This window comes from Bacillus sp. NPDC094064, from assembly GCF_050279585.1.
In the GTDB taxonomy this organism is placed as follows: Bacteria; Bacillota; Bacilli; order Bacillales; family Bacillaceae_G; genus Bacillus_A.
Genome location: NZ_JBNNUI010000004.1, coordinates 1 through 19,061 on the forward strand (window position 1 = coordinate 1; position 19,061 = coordinate 19,061).

The window sequence follows — 19,061 nt, forward strand, 5'->3', positions numbered from 1 at the left end:
TCTCCTTTTCCTCTTTTTTATCAGTGTTGACACACAAAAAGAGGTTCAGACACAAAAACAGGCTATGGAGAAGACTTTCTCCACAGCCTGAAAAAAACTAGATAGTAAATACTATCTAGTTTTTTTCGCGAATATACTTTCGAACCTCAGAAATGAAATACAGAGAACCTGTTATGATGAAAACATCATTTTCTCCTATCATTTCCATCTTCGTATCAATTGCCTCTTTCCAATTCTCGAAAACTAATTTTGACTCTTTTTGTGAATATGATGCAAGCTTTTCAGCAGAAATAGCACGATCAAAAGCAAACGTTGTAAAAATAATTTCATCAGAAATAGTTTCTAATTGACCTACCATGTTATGCAGTTGTTTATCACCAAGAGCTGTAAATAAAACGATTACGTTTTTATCTTTATAATGTGAGTCTACTGTTTTCACAAGACTTTCGATACCTTCTGGATTATGAGCACCATCTATAATAATATCTGGATTGCTTTGCAGTTTTTCAAAGCGCCCAACCCAATACGCTTCCTGTAATCCACTTCTTATTTCCTCTTCCTCAATTAAAAATGATAAGTATGTTTTTACATACATGACTGCCATAAGCGCTAGCGCTGCATTTCCTACTTGATGACTACCTTTCATTGAGATTCGCACCTCTTCAAACGCGACGAAAGGACAAGTAAAATCAAATTGTTCTCCATCTGCACTAGACTGTTTATGTAACGCTGTAAAATGTGTGCCAATCTCGTATAAGTTTGCATGATTTTCCTTCGCAACCTTTTGAATGACTTGCAACGCTTCCTCATTTTGCACACCTGTAATTACCGGAACACCAGACTTAATAATTCCTGCCTTTTCATATGCAATTTCTCCTAGTGTATTCCCTAAAATATGCATATGATCGTGACCGATATTCGTAATAATTGTTAAAACAGGGTGAATGACATTGGTAGAGTCAAAGCGCCCTCCAAGACCTGTTTCAAATAAAACAACATCACAGAAATTGACTTTACCGAAATAACAAATTGCCATAACAGTAATAATTTCAAACTCAGTCGCTTCCCCTAAATCCGTCTCGTCTAGTTTTTCAACGACTGGCTTTACCATCTTTACAAGTTCAGTAATCTCTTCATCTGCAATTGGTGTTCCGTTCACACTAATACGCTCATTAAATGTTTCGATATAAGGAGAGGTAAACGTTCCTACCTTATATTTCGCGCCTTCTAGCATATAGCGCATATATGTTAAAGTTGAACCTTTTCCATTCGTACCAGCAAGATGAACACATTTTATGTGACGCTCTGGATTTCCGAGTTCTTCTAACATCCATCGCATTCTTTCTAATCCTGGTTTAATTCCAAACTTCAATCGGCTATGAATCCATCCTATCGCTTCTTCGTATGTATGTATCACGTATGCTTTTCCCCTTTCAAAAGACAACCTTCATACTTCTATTATACGCAAAGAAAAGAGACTCACCAATATAGTGAGTCTCTAAAAAATATTTTTATTTCTCAAGATCTGCTAGACGTTGGCGAACTGCTTCGCGTTTTTCTAAGTAATCTTGCTCTTTCGCACGCTCTCCTTCAATAACTGCTGCAGGAGCTTTCGCTACGAAACCTTGGTTTGAAAGTTTCTTCTGTACACGTTCTACTTCTTTATCAAACTTCTCAAGTTCTTTCTCAAGACGAGCTCTCTCTTCATCAAGATTGATAAGATCAGCTAACGGTAAGAATAACTCTGCACCCGATACGATTGCAGTCATTGCTTTTTCTGGCGCTTGTAAATCCGTTTGAATTGTTAATTCGCTCGGGTTACAGAAACGCTCAATGTAAGAGCTGTTTTTCGTAAGTTGAGCAAGTACAGTCTCATCTTTTGCTTTAATTTGCATTTGAACTTTTTTGCTCATTGGCGTATTTACTTCGGCACGGATGTTACGAACAGAGCGAATAATATCAACTAGAAGGTGCATTTCTGCTGCCGCTTCTGTATCTTGTAAATCTTCGCGAACTGTTGGCCACGCTGCTACTGTAATAGATTCGCCTTCGTGCGGTAAATGTTGCCAAATTTTCTCTGTTACGAATGGCATGAATGGATGTAATAGACGCATTGTTTGGTCTAATACGTAAGCTAAAATAGAACGAGTTGTTTTCTTAGCCGCTTCATCTTCACCGTATAATGGAAGTTTCGCCATTTCAATGTACCAGTCACAGAAATCATCCCAAATGAAGTTGTATAATGAACGACCAGCTTCACCGAACTCATATTTATCCATGTTACGTGTTACACTTTCGATTGTTTCATTTAAGCGAGTTAAAATCCACTTATCTGCAACTGATTTTTCACCAGTTAAATCGATTTCTTCATACTTCATATCATCCATGTTCATTAATACGAAACGTGATGCGTTCCAAATTTTATTAATGAAGTTCCAAGTAGATTCTACTTTTTCCATGCTGAAACGTAAATCTTGGCCTGGTGCACTTCCTGTTGATAAGAAGTAACGCATTGCATCTGCACCATACTTCTCGATAACATCCATCGGGTCGATACCGTTACCAAGAGATTTACTCATTTTACGTCCTTGCTCATCACGAACTAAACCGTGAATTAATACATCTTTAAATGGGCGCTCGCCTGTAAACTCTAAACCTTGGAAAATCATACGAGATACCCAGAAGAAGATAATGTCGTAACCAGTTACTAATGCATCCGTTGAGTAGTAACGTTTAAAGTCTGCTGAATCTTCATTTGGCCAACCAAGTGTTGAGAACGGCCATAATGCTGAGCTGAACCATGTATCAAGTACATCATTATCTTGATTCCAGTTTTCAATATCCGCTGGTGCTTCTGTACCTACGTATACTTCACCAGTTTCTTTATGATACCAAGCTGGAATGCGGTGTCCCCACCATAACTGACGAGAAATACACCAGTCATGAATGTTTTCCATCCAGCGTAAGTATGTGTTTTCAAAACGCTCTGGTACGAACGTTACTTTTTCTTCTTCTTTTTGTTGTAGCTCTACTGCCTTTTCAGCAAGTGGCGCCATTTTTACGAACCATTGTGTTGATAAGTAAGGCTCAACAACTGCACCGCTACGCTCACTATGACCTACTGAATGCATATGAGGCTCGATTTCTACTAATACGCCAGCTTCTTGTAAGTCTTTCACTAATTCTTTACGACATTCGAAACGATCCATACCGTTATACTTACCAGCTTTTTCATTCATCGTTCCATCTTCGTTCATTACTAAGATGCGTGGTAAGTCATGACGGTTACCTACTTCAAAGTCATTCGGGTCATGAGCTGGTGTAATTTTTACAACGCCTGTTCCGAAGTCTTTTTCTACGTACTCATCAGCGATAATCGGAATCTCACGGCCTACGATTGGAAGCGTAACTGTTTTTCCGATTAAGTGTTTGTAACGATCATCTTCTGGATGAACTGCTACTGCTGTATCACCAAGCATCGTTTCTGGACGAGTAGTTGCAAGACGAATGTGACCAGAACCATCTGTTAATGGATAGTTCATATGGTAGAATGCACCTTGAACTTCTTTATGAATTACTTCAATATCAGAAAGAGCTGTACGTGTTGCTGGATCCCAGTTGATAATATATTCACCACGGTAAATTAAGCCTTTTTCGTATAATTGAACGAATACTTTATTAACCGCATCAGATAAACCTTCGTCTAATGTGAAACGTTCACGAGAATAGTCTAGTCCTAAACCAACTTTTCCCCATTGTTGACGAATGTGAGAAGCGTATTCTTCTTTCCATTCCCAAGCTTTTTCAAGGAATTTTTCACGGCCAAGATCGTAACGTGAAATACCTTCTTCACGAAGTTTCCCTTCTACTTTCGCTTGTGTTGCAATACCCGCATGGTCCATTCCTGGAAGCCATAATACATCGTAACCTTGCATACGCTTCGTACGAGTTAAAATATCTTGAAGAGTCGTATCCCAAGCATGACCTAAGTGTAACTTACCAGTTACGTTCGGAGGTGGAATTACAATTGTATATGGTTGTTTCTTCTCATCTCCTGTTGCTTCAAAATATTTGCCTTCAAGCCACCATTGGTACAGGCCTTCTTCAACGGACATATGATCATATTTAGTTGGTAAATTCTTTTCCGTGTTTGACATTATTTTCCCTCCTTAAAATAAAAAATGCCCCTCATCCAAAAAAGGACGAGGGACATCGCGGTACCACCTTTATTTACAAACAAATTCAGAATTTGCTTATACTCTTAATTTGATAACGGACAAATCCGTCTTTTCCTAATGAGAACTATTCCGTTCAGAAAAGATGCTCCAGGGCTACCTTCTAACATAACTATCTAGAGAATCTCCCAGCTAATGATTCTCCTCTCTGAAGACGTTTCATGTTATACTCTTCCCCTTCAAGGCATTTATATGATTGTTAATTATTATATACAATAGTGTAAAAAACGAAACCTTATTCGTCAAGATAAATTTAATACTACCACTTTCGGGCGAATACAAAAAAAGAAGGTAAGTAGCACCCTCTACTTATCTTCTTATCCGTTCCCTTGCTGGGCAGCTTGTAATTGTGACAGGAAATATTCTATATTGCTAACGAGCCAATGCGATTGTTGCAAACTCTTTACTCCACGAATTTCATTTTCCTCATTGCGATTCTCTCTTCTTTTCTTATAAGACTGGATTTGCCGAATAAATTGCGATGGATACGTCATATAAGCAAACATGAGAAGTTGTTCTTCTTTCGTAAACGGGAAGTTTTTTTGGTACATTTGATACCATTCAAACCGATCACTTCGCGCAATTGGGTATGTGTTTAAAGACCGAGAATAAAAGCCTACAATATCTTGCACAGGCGTTGCAAACTTTGATTTTTCTAAACTAATAAAATAGCCATTCCGCTCATAGTCAAATAAAAAATGATTCAGTGACACGTTACCATGTACAAACGTAATGCGTGTTTTTTCTTTTTCTTTCATCGCATCGTTCCACTCATTTAATTGCTTCGTTGCAAATTCCCGCGCCCTCATTACATGATGATAGTACGTACAATATTGTAATTCAAACGGAGACATATACCACTTCGCTTCAGACTCTACAAGAAACTCTTCTAGCATCTCACCATCATTTTCCCAACGCTCGGATATATTCGTATAATGCTTTTCTAAATCCTCTTCTGTATACGTTTCTTCTTTTACCGTTTTTTGATGCAACGTTCCAAGTGTCTGAAACATTTTATGGTATTGATCATTATCCTCTCCGTTTCCTTCCGCACGCTCTAACCAAGGCATTAAATAATAATTATACGTCCCGTCACTTAAAATATAATTCCCATCCGTCGCATGGTATATAGGTACATAATTTGAAAAACCTTTCTCTTTCAAATATTGAATATGATGCAGAAAATTATTTCGCTCTAATTTTCTATCTTCTATTTTCTTGAGCGCATATGGACCTTGATTCGTGTAAATTTTCGTTACACTTCCGTGCTCTTCCATATGCTGCGTATCCAATCTATATTGCCTTACAATGGGTTCATAACGATTTCGTAATTCAATATCCATACGAATAACCCTTTCTATTCAAAGCATAACCTCTAGGAAAATAAGGGGAAACTCTTCCCCCTTATTTTGCCTTCGCTCTTGAAACCGGAATATAAATAATTTGTCCCTCAGTTAAATATATATCTTCTGTTTGGTTGACACGGTACAAGTTCTGTACAGACGTTTCATAACGTTCTGCAACAGATTCGATTGTATCTCCTTCTTGCACGAAATACATTCTTAACTTTGTAAATTCTTCTTCCGGTTCTTTCGTAAATAATTTCGTTAAATAAAGTGCATTCTCATCTCTCTGTGAGTACACTTCTTCTTGCTCTTCCTGCTTTTTCGCTTTTTCTTTCTTGAAATCTTTTCGTCCGAACAATTCAAATTGCGGCGTTATTTCTTTCTCCTCTTCACGCCCTGCAAATTCATGTTCTTCTATTTCCTCTTCCTCTACTTCTTGCTCTTTTCTTTCTTCTAGCTGGAACGGTTCAAATGCATAATCTTCCCACTCATCCGATTCCTTATAAGCTGGTTCTTCTACATGCGGCGTAGGTCTATTTTCCTCCTCTTGTGCTGTATCATCTTCTTCTAACTCCGCATACACCGGTTCTTCCTCTTCATCCTCGATTCTTTCCTCATCACATAAACCTGTAATAGATATATCCGCTAGTAATTGTAAGCAACCATTTTCCTTTAATTCATAATCAAATTCCTCGATTGATACAAATAGTTCTTCAATTACTTTCACCCGGTTTCTTGGTATTGATATTTCAAGCGGGAAGGAATGAACAAGTTCATTAACCCCATCTTCCCTTGTTTCTACATAATCAATTGACTTTGCTGGCGATAGTTCTCTTAATGAATAAGCTGAATCATCTTGCCGTGCGACATACTCTCCCGTTAAATCTAATTGCCCTCTCACGATAACTTCATGATCAAGCTCTTCTATTTCAACGTCTGGATCTAACGAAATTGACAAAAGTTCTTCGACTTCCTGTCCTTTTTGGAACCAAACAGATTCTTTTAATGAGAATCGTAATGAATGATCTGTTGTCACTTCTTTTCCCCCTCCCAAACTATATGTCATTACAGATTTATGTTTCAAAAGCCTACTTTATGAATAAAAAAATCGCTCCCCTTATGGAGAGCGATTTTCTTTCATGCATTATGCTTTTAATTTTGACATTGCAATTTCAGCCGCTTCAATCGTCGCTTCAATATCAGCATCACTATGCGCTGTCGATAAGAATAATCCTTCGAATTGAGATGGTGGTAAGAACACACCTTGTTCTACCATTTCACGATAGTATGCCGCAAAGAATTGTAGGTTTGAAGATTTTGCTGCCTCATAATTAATAACTGGCTCATCTGTAAAGAAAATACCAATCATAGAACCCGCACGATTAATATGATGAGGAATACCATGTTTTTCCGCCGCTTTACGTAATCCAGCTTCTAACATTTCGGCTTTACGCTCAAATTCTACATACGATTCTGGCGTTAACTGTACTAACGTTTCATAACCTGCTGCCATTGCAAGTGGATTACCTGATAAAGTACCAGCTTGGTAAATCGGTCCGCTCGGTGCAACTTGGCGCATAATTTCTGCTTTACCACCGTATGCTCCTACCGGTAAGCCACCACCGATTACTTTACCTAAACAAGTTAAATCAGGTGTTACACCGTAGTAACCTTGTCCACAATTGTAAGCAACTCGGAATCCTGTCATTACTTCATCAAAAATAAGTAATGAGCCGTTTTGCTCTGTCACTTCACGAAGTCCTTCTAAAAATCCTGGCTGAGGAGGAACAACGCCCATATTTCCTGCCACTGGTTCTACAATTACACAAGCAATATCATCACCAAATTGTTCGAAAGCGTATTTCACACTTTCTAAATCGTTATACGCTACTGTAATCGTATTTTGTGCTACACCTTCTGGTACACCAGGGCTATCTGGTAAACCTAGTGTCGCCACACCAGAACCCGCTTTAATTAATAACGAATCTCCATGACCGTGGTAGCAGCCGATGAATTTCAAAATCTTATTACGACCTGTATAACCACGAGCTAAACGTAGCGCACTCATTGTCGCCTCTGTTCCAGAGTTAACCATACGTACAATCTCAATTGATGGTACGCGCTCAATAACAAGTTTCGCTAATTTATTTTCAATTTCTGTTGGTGCACCGAAGCTTGTCCCTCTTTCAGCAACAGATTTTAACGCTTCAACAACTTGATCATTTGCATGACCATGAATTAAAGGTCCCCATGATAATACGTAATCGATGTATTCATTTCCATCGATATCATATACTTTAGAACCTTTTCCGCGCTCCATAAATAACGGATTCATACCGACAGATTTAAAAGCACGAACAGGGCTGTTTACGCCGCCCGGCATTAAATCTTGAGCTTCTTCAAACGCCGCAATCGACTTATCAAACTTTTTCATTATTTAGCGCCTCCTTCTTGTAACCATCTTGCTGCATCCTTCGCATGATACGTAATAATTAAATCTGCTCCTGCGCGTTTCATGCTAATTAACTTTTCAAGTACAACTTCTTTTTCATTAATCCAACCATTTTGCGCTGCCGCTTTGATCATCGAATATTCACCACTCACGTTATAAGCAACCACTGGTAAGTTAAAGTTATTTTTCACATCACGAACGATATCTAAGTAAGAAAGAGCTGGCTTTACAATTAAGAAGTCTGCCCCTTCCATTACATCTGATTCTGCTTCACGGAATGCTTCCATACGGTTTGCTGGGTCCATTTGATATGTTTTACGGTCACCAAATTGCGGTGCACCGTGCGCAGCATCACGGAATGGTCCATAAAACGCTGATGAATACTTCACAGCATATGACATAACTGGTACGTGTCCAAAACCATTTTCATCTAATGCATGACGAATTGCTGTTACGAATCCGTCCATCATGTTTGATGGCGCAATAATGTCCGCTCCTGCTTTCGCTTGGCTTACAGCTGTTTTCGCAAGAACTGCAAGAGACTCATCATTTAAAATAATCCCATCTTCAATTACACCGCAATGACCGTGACTTGTGAATTGACATAAACATGTATCCGCAACTACTACTAATTCAGGGAACTCACCTTTAATTTGCTTAATTGCACGTTGTACAATTCCGTGATCACAATATGCTGATGATCCAACTTCATCCTTTTCAGCAGGTAAACCAAATACAATAACAGAACGAATACCTAAATCAACAACTTCTTGCATTTCAGCTTGCAATAAATCTAAAGACATTTGATATACGCCTGGCATAGAAGGAACTTCATTGCGAACATTTTCACCTTCTAATACAAAAATAGGGTAAATAAAATCTTCCGTATGTAAAAACGTTTCACGCACAAGCGCACGCATATTACCGCTTTGTCTTAAGCGACGATGACGATTAAATTGTAAAGAGTTCATAGATTTCTATCCCCATTCTTTTATTTTATAGATTCACAAATGCATTGTAGCAATGCTTCTACAGTGTACTCTTTCGGCACAATAACATGCGGAAAATAAAGACTCGCCTCTTTTTCCGTAATAGGACCTATACAAGCAATTGTACATTTTTTTGTCCATTCTCTCCAGTTTGTGCCCTCAAGTAAACGAACAAAGCTAGTAACAGTTGAAGGACTCGTAAATGTAATAATGTCAACTTTCCCTACTTCTAATGCTTCTATAAGCGCTCGCTTTTTCTCTACATTTTCTTTCGTACCATATACGATTAATTCATCTAGAGAAATACCAATTCCTCGAAGTGTAACTGGAATTACATCCCGTGCTAAATTCCCTTTCGGAAATAAAATACGCTCGTTTCCACTTAGTTTTTTGATAAACTCTTCTGCAAATACTTCTGCAACAAATGATGTTGGTACAAAGTCTACTTTATAACCTCGTTTTTCTAACTCTAGCTTTGTTTTCACACCGACAGCAGCAATTTTAATCGCTGCTGGGATTTTCTTTCTCAAACTATCTAGAAAAAAAGCTACACCATTTTTACTCGTAAAAATAACCCAGTCATACGAATGTAGTTGCTCTGCTATATGTTGAATTTGCCTAGAAGACATACCTTCCATACGCAAAAGCGGAATTTCCAATGGAATTCCGCTCTTTTCTTTTACCGCCACACTCATTTGTTTCGCTTGATGCTGGGCACGTGTAATCAATACCGTTTTACCAGCGAGAGCGTTCATATTTATTGTTGCCCCTTATTTGCAGCAAGAATGAGTTCTTTTGCGCCTTGTTTAATTAAACGGTCCGCCGCCTCTAATCCTACTTCCACTGGATCAGTGCCTGCTACTGTCTCTTTCAATAAAACAGAGCCATCCATAGAACCGACAAGAGCTGTTAATTCAATTGCATCGTTTTCTGTAAGCGTTGCGTATCCAGCGATTGGAACTTGGCATCCACCTTCAAGTTTATGAAGAAATACTCGCTCTGCTGCTACTGTTCTCTCTGTTACGGCATCATTCATATGCGCTAACAACTGCAGTAAATCCTTATCGTCCTCACGACATTCAATCGCTAATGCCCCTTGCCCTACAGCTGGTACACATAGCGTTTCATCTAAATGTTCTGTAATAACTTCCCCGTCCCAGCCCATTCTCTGTAATCCAGCTGTCGCTAAAATAATTGCATCGTAATCTTCATCTTTTAACTTACGTAAGCGTGTATCAATATTTCCACGAATCCACTTCACTTGTAAATCTGGTCTCGCGGCTAACAATTGTGCACTACGTCTCAAACTACTCGTCCCTAAAATCGCACCCTCTGCTAAGTCTTTAAATGATTCTCCATTTTTAGAAATAAAAGCATCGCGAGGGTCAACACGCTTTGGTGTACAACCGATCATCAATCCTTCTGGAAGTACGGCTGGCATATCTTTCATACTATGTACAGCCATATCGATTTCTTTCGTAAGTAACGCATGTTCAATTTCCTTTACAAATAAACCTTTTCCGCCTACTTTTGAAAGCGTAACATCTAAAATAACATCACCTTTTGTGACGATTTCTTTCACTTCAAATTCATATGGTAAGCCTAGCGCTTTTAACTGATCGATAAACCAATTTGTTTGTGTTAATGCTAGTTTACTCTTTCGTGAACCTACAATAATTTTGCGCATAATTCTCTCTCCTCATTATAAATACCAAAAGTGGAAATTAGATAAACTACTTAATAGAAAAATGTTAACTAGCATTACGAGAAATGCCCCGATATTCCACAGTACAATTTTCTTCCCTTGCAACACGTCTGCCGCTCGTAAATATAAACCTGCGCAATATACAAATAAAACGACAAAAGATCCGATTACTTTCGTATCATACCAATGAAAATTGTCCAATTTTGTATATCCCCATATGCATCCTAATAAAATCGCTAATAAGAAAAACGGAACAGAAAATAAATTTAATCCGTAAGACGTAGATTCGAGCTTTGGTAAATTCCCTAACCTTCTTAATCTCGCATTCCACTTTTTCTTTTTTAATAGGCGATATTGCAATAAATACATAATAGAAAAAATAAACGATACAGTAAACGTGGCATAAGAAGTAATAGCCATACCGACATGCACGTATACAAGTTCTGAAACTAATTGCTCTGCAAGTACTGGCGACATCTTTCCGAGCGGTGTAAAAATAGAAAAAGCGCTTACGCCAAATGCTACAACATTTGTAAAAAAGACTAAAAAGTCCACGCGCATAAATCGGTTAATGACTAACGACATCGTAATCAATAACCAAACATAAAAATAAATCCCTGATAATAAAGTTAAAATAGGGTTTGTTTCTGAATCTGTAGCCCGAAGCAGCATAAAAATAGACTGCAGAACCCATACAATCGAAAGTAACCAAAAAGCAAATCGGTTCGCCTTTCGGTTACTTTGGAAATAATCTATAAAATATAAGCTAATGCTGCAAGCATATAAAATAATTGCAATATGATAAATAATGCTGTTATTTAAAAAACTCATCCGATCATCCTTCCAAATTATAAAGATGGAACGGATGGTGTCCACGCTCTTTTATGTTTTACTTCTTCCGCACGACTCTCTACTTCTTCCATTTCTAAATCAAAAATCTTTGCAAATAAAGCGAGTTTTTCTGTCGCCCCATCTTCAGCAGCTATTTCTTTCGCTACTAGAATTGGGTCTTTTAATAATTGGTTAATGATACTTTTCGTGTGCTTACTAATTACTTTTTTCTCACGGTCACTAAGATTTGGTATTTTCCTTTCAAGGCTTTCCATCGTTTCACTTTGAATAGCAAGTGCTTTATCACGGAGAGCCGATATTAACGGAACAACGCCAAGTGTACTTAACCACGTTTTAAATAAAACCATTTCCTCTTCAATCATAAATTGAATTTTCTCCGCTTCTTTCAAACGCTCAGCACGGTTTGCTTCAACTACTCCTTGCAAATCATCGATATCATATAAGAAAGAACCTTCTAACTCATCAATTGCAGGATCAATATCACGTGGCACTGCAATATCAACCATAAATAATGGACGACCAGAGCGCATTTTCTCTACCTTTGTCATCATCTCTTTCGTAATGACATACTCCGATGCACCAGTTGAACTAATTAAAATATCTGCTTCTAATAACGCACATTGCAATTCACTTAAAGGTTTTGCATGTCCCATATACTTCTCAGCCATTACTTCCGCTTTCGATAGCGTTCTATTCATGACAGTTACTTTACGAGCGCCACTTCCGTATAAGTTTTGCAGCGCAAGTTCACCCATTTTACCAGCACCAAGAATAAGCACATGACAGTCTGTTAACTCACCAAATATTTTCTTTCCGAGCTCAACAGCAGCATAACTAACAGACATCGCACTTTCACCAATTGTCGTTTCTGAGTGCGCACGTTTTGCTAACGTAACCACTTGCTTAAACAATTCATTAAAAATTGTGCCTGTTGTTTTCACTTGTTGCGCTTCTAAAAAGCTATCTTTTATTTGACCTAAAATCTGCGTCTCTCCAACTACCATAGAATCTAAACCGCACGTTACGCGGAATAAATGATCTACTGCACCATCTTGTTCAAAAATAGTTAAATATGGTGCAACCTCTTCTATCTCAAGCTGAAACCAATCAGCTAAAAATTTCTTAATATAATACCGTCCCGTGTGTAATTGATCGACAACAGCATAAATCTCAGTGCGATTACAAGTTGATACAATGACATTCTCTAACACGCTCTTTTGATTTTGTAATGTAGTCATTGCTTGCTCTAGCTCTGCTGCCTGAAATGTGAGTTTCTCACGAAATTCTACAGGGGCTGTTCGATAATTTACACTAACAACAAGAATATGCACGCAGCATGTCCCCCTTCACCCGTTTTATCACTTTATCTACTATCATAATACAACTTTCCTCTTATGAATCTGACAATCGTGTGAACAACTGGTTATTTTTTAATTATTCTCCGTATGTAATGAAGGAGATTCCGTAAAACTAATAAAAGGCTTCCTACTTTATAATGATTATAAATTAACAACTCTATTTGTACGTTACCAAAAAAAGTCCTCATAATCAAGTGATGGAAACTATTCCATATTCATTATAACATCATCTTTTCTATCTTCTTTCATCATGCAGGAAAATATGTATGATTGTTCCAAAATGTAGCACTCACTTTCCAAGTACAATGTATTTGACATTGTGTTTCTTTTTCGTTATATTGATTTCACGAAATTAAATTGTGCACAACTTAATTAGAAAGGAGTTATGTATGACAGAGGACTCTTTGCATCTAGATAACCAACTTTGCTTTTCTATTTACGCTTGTTCTAGAGAGGTTACTCGTTTTTATCGACCATATTTAGAAGAAATGGGTATTACGTATCCCCAGTACATTACTTTACTCGTACTATGGGAGCAAGATGGACTAACAGTAAAAGAAATTGGAGAACGTCTATTTTTAGATTCTGGTACGTTAACACCTATGTTAAAACGAATGGAATCATTACAACTTGTAAAACGTGTTCGTTCCAAAGAAGACGAGCGAAAAGTTTGTATTGAATTAACAGAACAAGGTAACGCTTTAAAAGAAAAGGCTTGTTCCTTACCGACAACGATGGCTACAAATTTAGGAATTACTGAGCAAGAATATCGCTCTTTATTAATTCAATTAAATAAACTAATTGAAACAATGAAAACAGTAAATGATAGAAAAGGGGAATAAACATGGATAAACTATATACTGCTTCAGTAACAGCAACAGGTGGAAGAAACGGGAAAGTAATCTCCGATGACGGCATATTAAATCTTGATGTAAAAATGCCAAAAGCACTAGGTGGTGCAGGTGGAGAGGCAACAAATCCTGAACAACTATTTGCTGCTGGTTATGCAGCTTGTTTTGATAGTGCATTACAACTTGTCATTCGTACAAAACGTGTGAAAGTGGAAAGTACAGAAGTAACTGCTCATGTTTCGATTGGAAAAGATGCAGATGGTGGTTTCGGACTATCTGCTGTACTTGATGTACATGTCGCTGGCGTTTCTCATGCCGAAGCACAAGAACTTGTAGAAGCTGCTCACGGTGTATGTCCGTACTCGAAAGCAACGAGAGGAAATATTGAAGTTACATTAAATGTACGCTAGTATATATAAAGAAAAAAACGCGCGACATTCGTCACGCGTTTTTTGTTTTTGTCATTTTATGAATTGCCTTCCACGCTTCTTCTTTTCCAAGTCCTGTCTCAGAAGAGAAGAGAACAATTTCATCACCAATTTCAACAGCAAGCGTTTCTTTTACAACTTTTAAATGCTTTTGCCATTTTCCTTTCGGAATTTTATCGGCCTTCGTTGCAATAATAATTGTTGGGATTTCATAATGCTTTAAGAAATCATACATCATCACGTCATCGTTTGTTGGTTTGTGACGTAAATCAACTACTAACACAGCTGCGTCTAATTGCTCACGTGTTGTAAAGTACGTTTCAATCATTTTGCCCCATGCTGCACGCTCCGATTTAGATACTTTCGCATATCCATAACCTGGAACGTCAACAAAATGCATCATCTCATTGATTAAGAAAAAGTTCAGTGTTTGCGTTTTTCCTGGTTTAGAAGAAATACGCACTAACTTTTTACGATTTAAAATTTTATTAATAAAGGAAGACTTCCCGACATTTGAACGACCTGCTAATGCAATTTCTGGTAAATCACTGTCTGGATATTGTTCTGGTTTAACAGCACTAATTACAATATCTGCTTTTGTTACTTTCATTGTTTCACTCCTACTAATGCGTGCTCCAATACTTCATCTAAATGAGATGCAAGCACAAACGTAAGGTTTTCTTTTACGCTCTCTGGAATATCATCTAAATCTTTCTCGTTTTCTGCTGGCAAAATAATTTTTGTTAAGCCTGCGCGGTGAGCACTTAATGTTTTTTCTTTTAAACCACCAATTGGTAATACACGGCCACGAAGTGTAATTTCACCTGTCATACCAACTTCTTTACTTACAGGAATACCTGTTAGTGCAGAAATAAGTGCCGTTGCCATCGTAATACCTGCTGACGGTCCATCTTTTGGAACTGCTCCTTCTGGAACATGAATATGAATATCATTTTTCTCATGGAAATCCGGATCAATATGAAGCTCTTCTGCACGAGAACGAATATAACTAAACGCTGCTTGTGCGGACTCTTTCATAACATCCCCAAGTTTCCCTGTTAAAATTAATTTCCCTTTACCTGGTGCTACAGATACTTCAATTGCAAGTGTATCGCCACCAGCTGCTGTATAAGCTAAACCGGTTGCCATTCCGACTTGGTCTGTTTTCTCTGCTTGCCCATAACGGAATATATGTTTACCAAGTAAATCTACAATATTTTTCTCTGTCACAACAATACGTTTACGTTCTGCTGTAACGATAATTTTCGCTGCTTTACGGCAAACTTTTGCGATTTGGCGCTCTAGCGTACGAACACCCGCCTCACGTGTATAATAACGAATAATTTCAAGAAGTGCTTCATCACGTACTTGTAAATTACCTTTTCGCAGGCCATGCTCTTTTAATTGCTTCGGCAATAAATGCTCACGAGCAATATGAACTTTTTCAAGTTCTGTATAGCCAGCAATCGAAATAATTTCCATGCGGTCAAGTAATGGACCTGGAACACTTGAAAGTGTATTAGCAGTTGCTACAAACATAACTTTCGATAAATCATATGGTTCTTCAATGTAATGATCACTGAAGTTATGATTTTGTTCTGGATCTAATACTTCAAGTAATGCAGCTGATGGATCTCCTCTGAAATCGTTAGACATTTTATCAATCTCATCTAATAAAAAGACTGGGTTAACTGTCTTCGCCTTTTTCATACCTTGAATAATGCGTCCTGGCATTGCCCCAACGTACGTACGACGGTGACCACGAATTTCAGATTCATCACGTACACCACCAAGAGATACACGGACAAAGTTACGATTCAATGACGTTGCAATCGAACGCGCTAACGAAGTTTTTCCGACCCCAGGAGGTCCTACTAAGCAAAGGATAGGTCCTTTTAATGAATTCGTTAACTTCTGTACAGCTAAATATTCAAGTACGCGCTCTTTCACTTTTTCAAGACCGTAATGATCCTTGTTTAAAATCTCTTCAGAATGAGCAAGATCAATCATATCTTCTGTTGCTTCTGTCCACGGAAGTGCTAATAACCAATCAATATAATTGCGAATAACACCGCTCTCCGCAGAACTTGCTGGTAACTTTTCATAACGATCTAATTCTTTCAGCGCAGCCTTCGTTGTTTCTTCAGGCATTCCTGACTGTTCAATTTTCTCACGAAGTTCTTCAACTTCCCCGCCCTTACCTTCTTTATCGCCAAGTTCAGTTTGAATTGCCTTCATTTGCTCACGTAAGAAATATTCTTTTTGTGTGCGCTCCATTGAACGTTTCACTTTTTGTCCAATTTTCTTTTCTAAACTAAGTAACTCTTGTTCATCTTGAATAATTGAAATCAGTGTATGTAATCGTTCTTTCACAGATACTATCTCTAAAATCTCTTGTTTCTGCTTCGTTTTAATCGGCAAGTGAGAAGCAATTAAATCCGCTAGTCTGCCTGGTTCTTCTACATCAGCTACCGTTGCAAATGTTTCATTTGAAACTTTTTTCGAAACTTTAATATATTGTTCAAAATGCTCCAGTAACGTACGCATAAGAGCTTTCTCTTCTAGATCATCTTCCACTTCTTCAGTTACCGTTTGAATAGAAACTTGTACAAAATTCTCTTCCTCGATAAACTCTACTACTTCTGCTCTATGTAAACCTTCTACAAGGACACGAAGCGTACCGTTCGGCAATTTTAACATTTGCTTCACTTTCGCGACTGTACCTACACTATATATGTCATCTTCTTTCGGATCATCGATATTCATTTCTTTTTGCATCGCTAAAAAGATGATATTTTCATCCATTGCCGCCTGCTCTAGTGCTTGTATCGATTTATCACGTCCTACATCAAGATGCAGAACCATCGTTGGATATACGAGAACGCCTCTTAATGGTAGGAGGGGTACGATTTTTTCATTCGTATTCATACTAGACATAGCACCTCCATAATAAATTAAACTCCTGTTCAACTATTTTATATTACAATACATCTAGATGCAATTGCAGAGATTCTCCGCAACTGTAAATCCCTTGTTTTTTCTTCCTTATGAAACGAAAAAGACTCCGCTTAAGCATACAAACTTAAACGAAGTCTTGCAAATTTTATTATCATCTATCCTCACATTGATTGTGCATCTGTTTCATCTACAGCAGTATGTACATCAAGCCCGCGATGCGTATTTTCCTGCATAAACGTTAGCTCAAATACTTCTTTTAACTTACGAACAGGAATAATTTCAATTCCCTTTATTGTATACAAAAGCGGTTGCATGTTTTCAGCAGGGATGATGACTTTCTTAGCCCCGGCTTTTTTCGCAGCTTTTATTTTCGCGTACACACCACCAATAGGCTTCACTTCTCCGTGTATACTTATCTCACCTGTCATCGCTACTTCATTATTCACATACGTACGATGCACTGCTGAATATACACCTGTTGCCATAGCGATTCCTGCCGAAGGCCCATCAATCGGGATACCGCCTGGAAAATTAATATGTATATCGTACCCTTCTGGCAACACATCTAGAGAACGAAGTACTGTTAATACATTGTCTACAGAACCTTTCGCCATACTTTTACGGCGAATCGATTTCGTTTGACTACCAATACTTTCTTCTTCTACAATTCCGGTAACATTTACGGATCCTTTATCTTTTGCCTCGATTGCTGTTACTTCAATTTCTAATAACGCGCCCGTATTCGGACCATATACAGCAAGTCCGTTTACAAGACCAATCCTCGGAATCGGATAAATATGTTTTTCATATTTCGGTGTAAGTTGACTAGAATGAACAACCCATTCTATATCTTCATCTTTAATGAAAGTACGTTCTTCATTTATCGCCATACCAGCAGAAATTTGCACAAGATTAATCGCTTCTCGTCCATTTCTTGCATACATGCCAATCATCTCAACACCATTTTCACCTATTTGCATTTCCACTTTTTCAGCTGCATTCTTCGCGACTTTTTGAATTTCCTCTGTATCTAACTCACGGAAAAACACTTCTAGGCAACGCGAACGAATGGCAGGTGGAATTTCCTCTGGTGAACGTGTCGTCGCACCGACTAAGCGAAAATCTGCCGGTAAACCTTTTTGAAAAATATCATGTATATATGTTGGAATCATCGTATTCTCTTCACTGTAATACGCACTTTCTAAAAATACTTTCCGATCTTCTAACACCTTTAACATTTTGTTCATTTGAATCGGGTGCAGTTCACCAATCTCATCAATGAACAAAATACCACCGTGCGCATCTGTTACAGCGCCTTTTTTCGGTTGCGGGATACCAGCTTGCCCCATCGCACCCGCACCTTGATAAATTGGATCATGCACCGAGCCAATTAAAGGATCTGCAATACCACGTTCATCAAACCTCGCTGTCGTCGCATCGAGTTCAATAAATGTTGCATTCGTACGAAATGGAGATTTCGGATTTCGTTTCGCTTCTTCTAATACAAGGCGTGCTGCCGCTGTCTTTCCGACACCTGGCGGGCCATAGATAATTACATGTTGCGGGTTCGGACCACAAAGAGCCGCTTTTAACGACTTAATTCCGTCCTCTTGCCCTACAATATCTAAAAAGGATGTAGGACGCACCTTTTCTGCAAGCGGCTCTGTTAAAGAAATCTCGCGCATTTTACGAAGTTGCTCTAATTCTTTTTTTGATTCTCGATCAATTGAAACTTTTTGTGTTCGCTGATTTCGAAGTAAATGCCAAAAATACAATCCGACAATTACCCCAAAAACAAGTTGAACAACTAAAAATATATTTGTCCAGCTCATCATTTATTTCCTCCCGCAATGTTTTATCCTTTAGTATTTCCGCGGAGGAACGTAG

At 38.1% G+C, this 19,061-nt stretch carries 15 protein-coding genes and 1 other annotated feature; of the genes, 2 read left to right on the forward strand and 13 right to left on the reverse strand.

The features are described 5' to 3' along the window. Positions 1-115: 115 nt before the first annotated feature. From ACQKNI_RS10545 to hemA, 10 genes are all read right to left on the reverse strand, one after another. Positions 116-1,417, reverse strand: coding sequence for a bifunctional folylpolyglutamate synthase/dihydrofolate synthase (locus ACQKNI_RS10545; RefSeq protein WP_088230707.1), 1,302 nt, complete (start codon positions 1,415-1,417; stop codon positions 116-118). A 94-nt stretch (positions 1,418-1,511) separates the two neighbouring features. Beyond that, positions 1,512-4,157: a valine--tRNA ligase gene (locus tag ACQKNI_RS10550; protein WP_088230708.1), complete on the reverse strand. Its 2,646-nt coding sequence runs from the start codon at positions 4,155-4,157 to the stop codon at positions 1,512-1,514. A gap of 38 nt (positions 4,158-4,195) precedes the next feature. Then, positions 4,196-4,427, reverse strand: a binding site (T-box leader). A gap of 125 nt (positions 4,428-4,552) precedes the next feature. After that, a complete protein-coding gene (gene ysxE / locus ACQKNI_RS10555; protein ID WP_088230709.1) occupies positions 4,553-5,578 on the reverse strand; it encodes a spore coat protein YsxE in 1,026 nt (341 codons plus the stop codon). A gap of 61 nt (positions 5,579-5,639) precedes the next feature. Continuing rightward, on the reverse strand, positions 5,640-6,647 hold the full coding sequence (gene spoVID / locus ACQKNI_RS10560; protein WP_098357521.1) for a stage VI sporulation protein D: 1,008 nt from the start codon (positions 6,645-6,647) through the stop codon (positions 5,640-5,642). Positions 6,648-6,725: 78 nt separating this feature from the next. Further along, on the reverse strand, positions 6,726-8,015 hold the full coding sequence (hemL, locus tag ACQKNI_RS10565) for a glutamate-1-semialdehyde 2,1-aminomutase (protein WP_088230711.1): 1,290 nt from the start codon (positions 8,013-8,015) through the stop codon (positions 6,726-6,728). Beyond that, a complete protein-coding gene (gene hemB, locus ACQKNI_RS10570; protein WP_001087076.1) occupies positions 8,015-9,004 on the reverse strand; it encodes a porphobilinogen synthase in 990 nt (329 codons plus the stop codon). The genes hemL and hemB overlap by 1 nt, the downstream gene beginning before the upstream one ends. A gap of 20 nt (positions 9,005-9,024) precedes the next feature. Then, on the reverse strand, positions 9,025-9,777 hold the full coding sequence (gene hemD / locus ACQKNI_RS10575; protein WP_088230712.1) for a uroporphyrinogen-III synthase: 753 nt from the start codon (positions 9,775-9,777) through the stop codon (positions 9,025-9,027). A gap of 2 nt (positions 9,778-9,779) precedes the next feature. Continuing rightward, a complete protein-coding gene (gene hemC / locus ACQKNI_RS10580) occupies positions 9,780-10,709 on the reverse strand; it encodes a hydroxymethylbilane synthase (protein ID WP_088230713.1) in 930 nt (309 codons plus the stop codon). A 15-nt stretch (positions 10,710-10,724) separates the two neighbouring features. Then, on the reverse strand, positions 10,725-11,558 hold the full coding sequence (locus ACQKNI_RS10585) for a cytochrome c biogenesis protein (protein ID WP_088230714.1): 834 nt from the start codon (positions 11,556-11,558) through the stop codon (positions 10,725-10,727). Positions 11,559-11,575: 17 nt separating this feature from the next. Further along, complete coding sequence (hemA, locus tag ACQKNI_RS10590) at positions 11,576-12,910, reverse strand: glutamyl-tRNA reductase (RefSeq protein WP_088230715.1); 1,335 nt, start codon at positions 12,908-12,910, stop codon at positions 11,576-11,578. A gap of 416 nt (positions 12,911-13,326) precedes the next feature. Here hemA and ACQKNI_RS10595 point away from each other — a divergent pair, with 416 nt between their 5' ends. Together ACQKNI_RS10595 and ACQKNI_RS10600 are read left to right on the forward strand one after the other, a co-directional pair. Then, entirely contained in the window at positions 13,327-13,779 is a 453-nt protein-coding gene (locus tag ACQKNI_RS10595) for a MarR family winged helix-turn-helix transcriptional regulator (protein WP_088230716.1), read from the forward strand. Positions 13,780-13,781: 2 nt separating this feature from the next. Further along, positions 13,782-14,198: an organic hydroperoxide resistance protein gene (locus ACQKNI_RS10600; RefSeq protein ID WP_088230717.1), complete on the forward strand. Its 417-nt coding sequence runs from the start codon at positions 13,782-13,784 to the stop codon at positions 14,196-14,198. 31 nt (positions 14,199-14,229) lie between these two features. On the opposite strand, the gene ysxC is transcribed toward ACQKNI_RS10600, so the two are convergent. The 3 genes from ysxC to lonB all read right to left on the reverse strand — a co-directional run bounded on the left by ysxC (position 14,230) and on the right by lonB (position 19,006). Then, positions 14,230-14,826, reverse strand: a complete 597-nt coding sequence (gene ysxC, locus ACQKNI_RS10605) for a ribosome biogenesis GTP-binding protein YsxC (RefSeq protein ID WP_088230718.1) — start codon at positions 14,824-14,826, stop codon at positions 14,230-14,232. Then, positions 14,823-17,153: an endopeptidase La gene (gene lon, locus ACQKNI_RS10610; RefSeq protein WP_088230719.1), complete on the reverse strand. Its 2,331-nt coding sequence runs from the start codon at positions 17,151-17,153 to the stop codon at positions 14,823-14,825. The genes ysxC and lon overlap by 4 nt, the downstream gene beginning before the upstream one ends. A gap of 182 nt (positions 17,154-17,335) precedes the next feature. After that, a complete protein-coding gene (lonB, locus tag ACQKNI_RS10615) occupies positions 17,336-19,006 on the reverse strand; it encodes an ATP-dependent protease LonB (RefSeq protein WP_140417367.1) in 1,671 nt (556 codons plus the stop codon). Positions 19,007-19,061 lie beyond the last annotated feature (55 nt).

What these genes read in the sequence shown, in the direction of transcription:
- ACQKNI_RS10550 (WP_088230708.1), bottom strand. Translation starts at nt 4,157, where the DNA reads ATGTCAAACACGGAAAAGAATTTACCAACTAAATATGATCATATGTCC.
- ysxE (WP_088230709.1), bottom strand. Translation starts at nt 5,578, where the DNA reads ATGGATATTGAATTACGAAATCGTTATGAACCCATTGTAAGGCAATAT.
- spoVID (WP_098357521.1), bottom strand. Translation starts at nt 6,647, where the DNA reads ATGACATATAGTTTGGGAGGGGGAAAAGAAGTGACAACAGATCATTCA.
- hemL (WP_088230711.1), bottom strand. Translation starts at nt 8,015, where the DNA reads ATGAAAAAGTTTGATAAGTCGATTGCGGCGTTTGAAGAAGCTCAAGAT.
- hemB (WP_001087076.1), bottom strand. Translation starts at nt 9,004, where the DNA reads ATGAACTCTTTACAATTTAATCGTCATCGTCGCTTAAGACAAAGCGGT.
- hemD (WP_088230712.1), bottom strand. Translation starts at nt 9,777, where the DNA reads ATGAACGCTCTCGCTGGTAAAACGGTATTGATTACACGTGCCCAGCAT.
- hemC (WP_088230713.1), bottom strand. Translation starts at nt 10,709, where the DNA reads ATGCGCAAAATTATTGTAGGTTCACGAAAGAGTAAACTAGCATTAACA.
- ACQKNI_RS10585 (WP_088230714.1), bottom strand. Translation starts at nt 11,558, where the DNA reads ATGAGTTTTTTAAATAACAGCATTATTTATCATATTGCAATTATTTTA.
- ACQKNI_RS10595 (WP_088230716.1), top strand. Translation starts at nt 13,327, where the DNA reads ATGACAGAGGACTCTTTGCATCTAGATAACCAACTTTGCTTTTCTATT.
- ACQKNI_RS10600 (WP_088230717.1), top strand. Translation starts at nt 13,782, where the DNA reads ATGGATAAACTATATACTGCTTCAGTAACAGCAACAGGTGGAAGAAAC.
- ysxC (WP_088230718.1), bottom strand. Translation starts at nt 14,826, where the DNA reads ATGAAAGTAACAAAAGCAGATATTGTAATTAGTGCTGTTAAACCAGAA.
- lon (WP_088230719.1), bottom strand. Translation starts at nt 17,153, where the DNA reads ATGTCTAGTATGAATACGAATGAAAAAATCGTACCCCTCCTACCATTA.
- lonB (WP_140417367.1), bottom strand. Translation starts at nt 19,006, where the DNA reads ATGAGCTGGACAAATATATTTTTAGTTGTTCAACTTGTTTTTGGGGTA.